General features: G+C 48.8%; 8 protein-coding genes and 1 pseudogene. 6 read left to right on the top strand and 3 right to left on the bottom strand.

Annotation, left to right across the window (positions count from 1 at the left end; genetic code table 11):
- Nucleotides 1-370 precede the first annotated feature (370 nt).
- The 3 genes from PPL9_RS01000 to PPL9_RS01010 form a co-directional block, all read right to left on the bottom strand.
- Entirely contained in the window at nt 371-1,003 is a 633-nt protein-coding gene (locus tag PPL9_RS01000) for a hypothetical protein (RefSeq protein WP_152986558.1), read from the bottom strand.
- Between the two features lie 372 nt (nt 1,004-1,375).
- Nucleotides 1,376-1,894, bottom strand: a complete 519-nt coding sequence (locus PPL9_RS01005; RefSeq protein WP_057460901.1) for a hypothetical protein — start codon at nt 1,892-1,894, stop codon at nt 1,376-1,378.
- Nucleotides 1,895-2,274: 380 nt separating this feature from the next.
- Complete coding sequence (locus tag PPL9_RS01010) at nt 2,275-3,525, bottom strand: site-specific integrase (RefSeq protein ID WP_057460917.1); 1,251 nt, start codon at nt 3,523-3,525, stop codon at nt 2,275-2,277.
- Between the two features lie 550 nt (nt 3,526-4,075).
- Between PPL9_RS01010 and PPL9_RS01015 the strand changes: the two genes are divergently transcribed.
- The 6 genes and pseudogenes from PPL9_RS01015 to PPL9_RS01040 form a co-directional block, all read left to right on the top strand.
- The gene (locus tag PPL9_RS01015; RefSeq protein ID WP_057460902.1) at nt 4,076-4,621 is read left to right on the top strand and encodes an AAA family ATPase; all 546 of its coding nucleotides are present in this window, start codon (nt 4,076-4,078) and stop codon (nt 4,619-4,621) included.
- 456 nt (nt 4,622-5,077) lie between these two features.
- Nucleotides 5,078-5,659: a sigma-70 family RNA polymerase sigma factor gene (locus tag PPL9_RS01020; protein ID WP_057460903.1), complete on the top strand. Its 582-nt coding sequence runs from the start codon at nt 5,078-5,080 to the stop codon at nt 5,657-5,659.
- Between the two features lie 78 nt (nt 5,660-5,737).
- Complete coding sequence (locus PPL9_RS01025; protein WP_054663306.1) at nt 5,738-5,998, top strand: RebB family R body protein; 261 nt, start codon at nt 5,738-5,740, stop codon at nt 5,996-5,998.
- 14 nt (nt 5,999-6,012) lie between these two features.
- The gene (locus PPL9_RS01030; protein ID WP_057460904.1) at nt 6,013-6,732 is read left to right on the top strand and encodes a hypothetical protein; all 720 of its coding nucleotides are present in this window, start codon (nt 6,013-6,015) and stop codon (nt 6,730-6,732) included.
- A 137-nt stretch (nt 6,733-6,869) separates the two neighbouring features.
- Nucleotides 6,870-7,286 carry a hypothetical protein gene (locus PPL9_RS01035; RefSeq protein ID WP_057460905.1) on the top strand — a complete coding sequence of 139 codons (417 nt, stop codon included), beginning with the start codon at nt 6,870-6,872 and terminating at the stop codon, nt 7,284-7,286.
- A 23-nt stretch (nt 7,287-7,309) separates the two neighbouring features.
- Nucleotides 7,310-7,663: pseudogene (locus PPL9_RS01040) on the top strand (hypothetical protein); the annotation flags it as partial.

A 7,663-nucleotide genomic window follows, 5' to 3' on the forward strand; every position in this document is an offset into this window, starting at 1 on the left:
CTTGCATGGGGTGGCTCCATTCGTTTGCTGTCCATGACAACTGCAGTATGACGCATTACGGCGTTGGTGGGAGCAGGAGCCATCCACCCCATCAGCTATGGTCACACCGCTACATACGCTCGCATATCTATGCAAACAGGGCCATGAACTGCCATTGGAGAGGTTCTATCAAGAGTTGCTGCTGTCTGTAGTGAACTTTCAGAAGACCTTGTTGGCCAGGAATTCATAGCTCTATACGCCGTAGGCGTTAGAAGGCTTCGAGCCCCATTGCTGACGTTAGCGTGCATTATGGCGAATGAGAGTTTCGAGCCTTTTCTTGGAAGTGAAAAGGCTTATGTCGGCAGCTCAAGGTAGTGAAAGAGGATCAATTTTAGACGACAGGATAAAGCTTGGCTTTTTCTCCAAGCTTCCTTATTAGATTGAGCCGCGACCCGCGATAGATACTCATAATCCGTATAGGCGAGTTTTGAGAGAGCTCAAACAAAACTTCAAACCTCGCGTCTACCGTCCAGCTTCCAAGGCCCAATTCCTCTAGAAGTGCGCAGCCAGTTAAAAATGCGTACTCACAAAACGCTTCACGCTCTATTGTCGTGAATGGCCTCGTTGCCGATAAGTCAAACTTGGGCGCTGCTTGAGTTGGGTCGAAATCACGAACTCTTCCAATATCCCCAAAACGAGCAACATCCCAATCAATCAAAAAGCAAAGCGCTAATACTAAATCGAAAACAGTTGGTTCGCCTTGATGGCGTGTCAGGTTTAATGGTTTATCCGGGACCCAGCCAAAACTAAAGGTATGGCGGTGCCTTCTCCCATCCTTATCGGTCATAATGCCCAACCGGGAGAGGATATCCGGTGGTTCTTGTAAATCGTTTTCTGCAAAATGTTCGAACTCAGGAATACCATTACCGTGGTCGACGCAGCGGCCATAAATAATAAGCGCGATCGACCTAACCAAGGCCTCGTATTGCGCAATATTCTCGGTGCTCAAATCAATACCTTTCACAATTTAACCGTGCAAAAGACAAAAACTCAATGTCTACTTGTAAGCAAGCTTTCTAACAAGAAAAGGGTTAACGCCCTTTATAAAGCGTTGTTTAAGGCGCATCCTACATATTGTCGACGTTCGCCAAATGACTGCTTTGTCCGCACTGGGTACATGGACCAGGCGTAAGTGGATTGCTGCCCACACCTCAGGTCTTTTGGAAACGCACACAATCAGAAATAGCAAGAACGTAAAACCGGTGAGGCCTCTGCCCTGAGGCGAATGTCCGCAACGAGTCAACAAGCGACATGTTAGGCTGAAGAAATGCCGTGAACGAAGCTGTGCTTAGAGTGATACTTTATTTTCAGCCCACGGTGGCTCTTGCTAATGTTTTTAGCTATTTTGGCAGTCTTTTAAGAGATTGCGCGCAGCCTTTGTTGAGCCCTTAGCACTAAATACGCTCTCATCGAATATACCTGCAATTAAACTTGCATTCGCGATAGCAATTCTTCTTTTGGCATTCTTAATTTCGTCTAAAAGTTCAATATCTACTACAGATGTTACTGTAAAAATTTTGTCTTTATATGTGTATTTGGCTTTAAATGATCTTTTGCTGTTACTATCTATTCTAACCAAAAGTCTCGTGATTTCCTCTAGAGATTCAAAATCTATTTGATCATAATTTTTTATTTCGCGATCAATGGAGTACTTAAGAATTATTTCGTTCCCAACGCATGCAATTGCGGGCGTCCCAGCAACAATTTTCGGAGTGTTGATTGGGTTTAACCAGAACATGAATGGAAATTTTTTTTTGTCAGAAAAAGCACTTCCTATTGGAGCGTAAAGCCACTCGGCGTGTGCGGGTGTCGATAGAATTGCAATGACGAGGAAGAAGGTAAGTGAACGACACAATGTATCTCTCCAAACTTGAGTGGTTCAGCTTGGATGCTAGTGCATGACTGGCCTTAGGTCTATATCAAGTATTACTTCAGAAGCCGGAGAGCTATAGCTTGGCGAGGCATATTAAAAATTCAACTTCTGTTGCTCTCAATCGTATGCTGGAGAGAAGTATCTGGAGTTGAAAGCACACTCTTTGGCAAGGTGCCGCTGTGACCGCCTAAATGTAGACTATGGCCACTCGGAAACAAGCTGATCAAAATCGATCTATGGTTGAAGTCACGCACCGGCTGTAAGCAACAAAGTTTAGGTTGAACGTCCGCAACTGGTCAAAAGCTTCATGTGGTGCTCGCAATTATCCAAATAAATACCTCCAAATGCCTGTAGCGGAGTTCTCATTCTCGTCCTTCCAATCCAGCCTCAATCCGTTCACCAATCGTCTCTGACAGCACCCGGATTGGATGGGCATCATGGTTCACATAGCGATTGGTGATGGTCACGTTGCGGTGGCGCAGAAGGTGGCTGATGAGGAAGGCGTTGCTGCCTGCTTGGGCTGCGAAGGTGCCAACCGTGTGGCGCAGATCGTGAATACGAACATCAGGAATGTTGGCATAGACGCGGATGCGCTGCCATGCATTCTCAACTACCTCAATCGAAATGGGGCGTGTCGGATCTTTACAGCCCGGTAAAACATATGGTGAAACATCCACTCTTGGAATATCAGAGAGGATTTCGATCACACTGGTACTTACCGGATGAGGTTTACGCTCATCCCCCTTTCTTGAAGGCAGTGCAATCGTGGCCAATTCAAAATCAATATGCTTCCATTTCAGGGTTGTGATCTCACTCAAGCGTGCACCGGTGTAAAGGAGCAGACGTAAGCAATAAAGAGCTCTTGGATTAACAGGTGTCTTCCGCTTTGCAACATCCTGGGGCAAGTGCTTGGCTGTACTCTTCCCGGCTTTTATGATCCAGGGAAGACCTTCCTGGTCTGCCAGCTCAAGGGTACGCCCCAGTCTTTGCAGCTCTTCCTCTGACAGGAAACGATCACGCTCGTTTTCTTTGTAACGCTTGACCAACCGAACCGGGTTGCTGTGCTCTGGTCTTAGGCCCCATACTTCAGCGAGATTGAACGCCTTAGATAAGACAGCCAGAACTTGATTGCCTTGACAAGGTGTTGCTCTCAATGAGTGATGCAGCTTTGCAATATCCTGCCGCCTGACAGAGTTGAGTTTCATGTGCCCCAGTCGTGAACGAACACATCGCTTTAGGAGACGTTCAATGTCTTTCATTGTCTTGGGCTTGTTGTGAACCTGCACATGTTTACTCATATAGAGATCAAGGAGCACATTCACCGTGGGAGCAGCTCGTTTGTTTTCCCGCTTTAATAGAGGATCATCTCCGTTGCGGACCTTCGCCAGAACGTCGGTCGCCAGATCTCTGGCTTGATCAGGTGTCAATTCACCATATTTCCCAAGGCTCATACGACGGGAGCGGCCTTCATGCGTGCGATATTGCACAATGAATGTTTTTGCACCGCTTGGCATCACTTGAAGGCCAAACCCTTTGAGCTTGCTATCCCAGAGGAAGTGTTTTTTGCTTGCTGGCCTTGCCGCGTCAACCGTTCGCTTCGTTATGTTCGGCATAGACATACCTTTCCCGCTGACGGCTCGTGACAGGAGCCACCACACATACGAATTTTGAAGTTGAAAAACGCCTCCGTTTGCAGCTGTTTCTGACGGCATGACAGCTTCTGACGACCTTTGGGGTTTTCTTTTAGGACCTGTGCAAAACAGAATCCAAACCGTCATAGATCAAAAACGAACTGCTTACCGTTCTGTGTCAGCACTATGTAAGCAAATGTATGAGATTGAGCGCGAAAAGCAAGGTAGGCAAACGCAAATAATTTTCTACAACTCTTTGATTCATAGTAATGAATCGCTCTTCATCGTAAATGAGCGTTCTATACTGAAGCGCCTTTTAATCAGTAGGTCCACGGTTCGAACCCGTGCGGGCTCACCATTTTCTTTCAGAAAATCGGTGACTGTTTCACCAAGGCATTTATGCCTTGGTGGTGTTTGTGTGTGCTTTGCTTCAAAGTGATCGCATCCCTTTTTGGCACTCCTTGCATTCCGGTTTTCGAACCTTCCCCCCAATATATCGTCTTGTTCCGCTCTTTCTTTGCGAGGTTTTGTGATGGACTTTGTCATTACTGGTGCGTCTGGTGCTGGAAAATCTACTTTGCTGGCTTATCTCAAGTCTCTTGGGTATGCGTGCCGGGAGGAGGTTGGGCGGCAGTTGGTGCGGGAGCAGCGTGCGGTTGGTGGTTGTGCTCTGCCTGACAAGGACTGTGTTGCTTTTCGGGAATTGTTGTTTGAGCGTTCCATTGCGGCGTTTGATCGGGGAGGGGGGCGGTCAGGTGAGCCTGTGTTCCATGATCGCAGTTTTCTGGAAGCGATTGCGTATAGTGCAATTATTGGGGCTTCTGTTTCTGAGAGTATGGTGCGTGCTGCGCATCTGAGGCGGTTTGCGTTGCCCGTGTTTGTGTGCGCGCCGTGGAGAGAGATTTTTGAACATGATGCGGAGCGAACGCATGGCTTTGACTTTGCATGCCAGGATTATGCGGCGAATGTTTCGGTCTATCGTGCTTATGGATATGAGTTGGTTGACGTGCCGCAAGTGTGCGTTGAAGAGCGTGCGCGGTTTGTGATTGAGCACCTGGAAAAACAATCTCTCCTTTAATTTGTAGAATCGCTTATGTCACAAAACGTCGGGCGGGCTGTCTATTAAGGGCAGGGTGGATGGCGCTCTATGAGATTGGGCTTATGCATTTTTCGGGTTGTATCAACCTCAAGTATACACCTTATAGGTTGTTAACAGGTCGTCGTCGTGTTTCTGGTTGTGTTGTAATTCTGCAAGGTTGATCACTCGAAGGTCGTTAAGTGACTGGAACCTCTTAAAATTTCTAATCTGGTTCACGTTATATTATCGTTGGTTGTAAGCGTGAATTTATACAACCCATAAAATTGCGTTGGTTTTCCGCAAACAAGAATATCCGTAGCTTCATCTCTATCGAAGCGGACGAATTCTCTAGAAATAAAGTTGATATCTGTTCTCCATGCCGGTGTTGGTGTGTGTTTCGTGATGTCTCTTTGTGGTGTTCAGGGATTTAGTCTGTAATACATTGAGGTGTGGCGGATGTATTACAAGAATACACGACTAGAACATCTTGATGGGCGTCAGGATTTGACGCCTGTTTGGGAATACTGGAACGAGCATAGAAAAAAGATATTTGGAAGAGCGTTTCATCTTACGGGTGGTGACATGGATGCGGCTGAAGAGTTGATGTCAGCAACGATCATTAAGGTTGCATCGCACTTTGAACAGCGTCCCTTGAATATGAGGGAGCCAATCGCCTTTTTTATGTACGCGCTCAAAAACGAGTTCATCAGTCAGTATCGGAAGAAGCGTTATGAATATCAGTTTCGTGATGGCGATAAGGATGTTTACGACGAACATCTGGCCAATACAGAGATTGAAAGCGCACCGCAGGAAGTGCTGCTGGCACAGAAGGAAGAGCTGATGCTGATCAGCAAGACGCTGGAGCGGCTTCCTCTTATCTATCAGCAGATTTTTTCTATGAAGTTTGCCGAGGATCGCAGTTACAGCGAGATTTCGGAGGAGCTGAATATTTCTCAGGCTTTGGCCCGCAAGCGGGTGCAGTTTTTGCGTGAGAAGCTGAGAGATGCCCGCTCCAAGAAGCGTAAGCGGCTCAATTGAGCAGATTGAATGTTCACAGGAGGGTTGGGAGTGCGTCTCTCCGAATAGTTAACGAATTTAGACTGCGAGGGCGAAAGCATGGCGGAAGATACTGTAAATGCTCAGGTGACGGATGCCGTTACCCAGACGAATGTGAAGGTGGTGGGTGAAGCGCCTTCTCAGGCAATTGCCAATCTGTATCAGGTGGTAAGTAATGCGACGGGACTGTCGGTTCAAAATGCGACCCATGCGCAGCAATCCATGAACCAGATATCGACGGCTGTGGTGTCCAAGGGCGTTCAGCTGATTATGGAAATAGGCCCGACCTCTGGAGCGGAGTCTAAACCTTCAGGTGGCTAATTTGAGGGAATTTGATGGTGAGGGAGAGAGGTGAGAGTTCAGCTTCTCAAGAGTATGAGAATGCGATTACGCGTCGGCGGCGCCTGATCTCTCTGCTCCACGGACCTTTGAGCGATAATAGTTTGCGTTCCTCAACTCAGTCCGGTGCTGAGGCATCCAGAACACAGGGTGCTCAGCGATCTTCTCCAGCGGTCAAAATGTCCTCACAGGCGGCAACGGAAACCGTCAACACAGCAAGTGAGAGCAACAGTCAATCCGGAGCGCAACAAACCATGGTGATGGATAGTGAAAAGGGATCTGCTGGCGGTGCAGACTTTGAGGATACTACCGGTTCTGACGGGACGGGTGGGCAGTCGCAGGGCACATCCACGGATACCGGGAAGGAGCAGTCCTCCGGGCCATCCTATCCACCATTGCCAACCTCTGCGCCTTCAACCTCTGCTTTAAACGAACAGATTACTCAGGCCGTGCAGTTTACCAACTTTCAAAACTACCAAGGATTGGAGTCGATGATCTCCATTCCTGATGATGTGATGACCAAGCAATCCAGCGGGCATGCGTCGCAGAATGCGGAGACCTACATGAACGGTGTCATGCAAATCTCTATGGCTGCACAGGCGATTGTGGCTGCGAAGATCGCACAGGATCCGGCGTTGGCAGCGACACCTGCGCTGACGGAGCTGAACGTCATGGTGACCAATGCTATCTCGGCGTTTCAGGATGTGAGTGAGTGATCTGCCGGAAGCGGGCCAACTGGCGGATCTGATTCAGGAAATTACGCTGTTGTTTCAATAGGACTACATTTTGCTTGCGACTTTTCTTCGGGCTCTGACGCGATAGGCAGATCCCCGGTCAGCTCTAAAGGTGAGATATGGAACGGGACGTTACATACATTCGAGAGGAATTGGAGGAGGTGATCCTCAATCAGTTGCGCCGCTGGGAAGGGGTTATCGAGCAGGAAGAGACGCTTACGCTGTCGCGGTCTGGTGTTGAGACGCTGCCAGGGCTTTTGTGTCACCTGAGTCTGGCGCGGGATGCGCTGGTGAAGGCGGAAGGGATGCTGGTGTGTGAAGATGGCATTACTGCAGCGGATGTGGTTCTCGGGTTTCGTGATGAGCGATTGCAGGAAGAGGCCGATCGGTATGAGGACCGTGAAGACGAGGACCGGTTGATCCAGGATGGGGTGGAAGAGGAGCTTCTTGCGCGGTTTACCTCCACTGGCGACATTGAGTTTGACGCGCGGGGAGAGGACCGCAGTTCCGAGCGGAATTCAGATCACAACTGGTAAGACTGGACTTGAGGAGTGAGGCGATGAGTACAGCCGCGAACGGAACGTCAGGGGCCGCAGATGCTGGTCCTCAAAAGGTCACGGTGACACCGGGCCCGGAATTCAACTCTGCGCTGGATGATGCTGTCGTGCAGCTGACCAAGGTGAAGCAGAATGTGGATCAGGCCGCCAGTGAATTTGCGCAGCTGAGGCAGGGCATTCCAAACTACAATGAGGTGGTTGCTGAAATCCGCCAGCAGCAGGCGCAGATCAATCGGGCTTGTGATGATGCTACATCCTCTGCGCAGACGATTGTGTCTGAAGTGGAGCAGGCGGCAGCCAAGCTGTGCACCTCCATTGATGAAGAGATTACGACGATTAAGAGCGTGATTGGTACG

The sequence above is a fragment of the Pseudovibrio sp. POLY-S9 genome, from assembly GCF_001431305.1.
Taxonomy (GTDB): domain Bacteria; phylum Pseudomonadota; class Alphaproteobacteria; order Rhizobiales; family Stappiaceae; genus Pseudovibrio.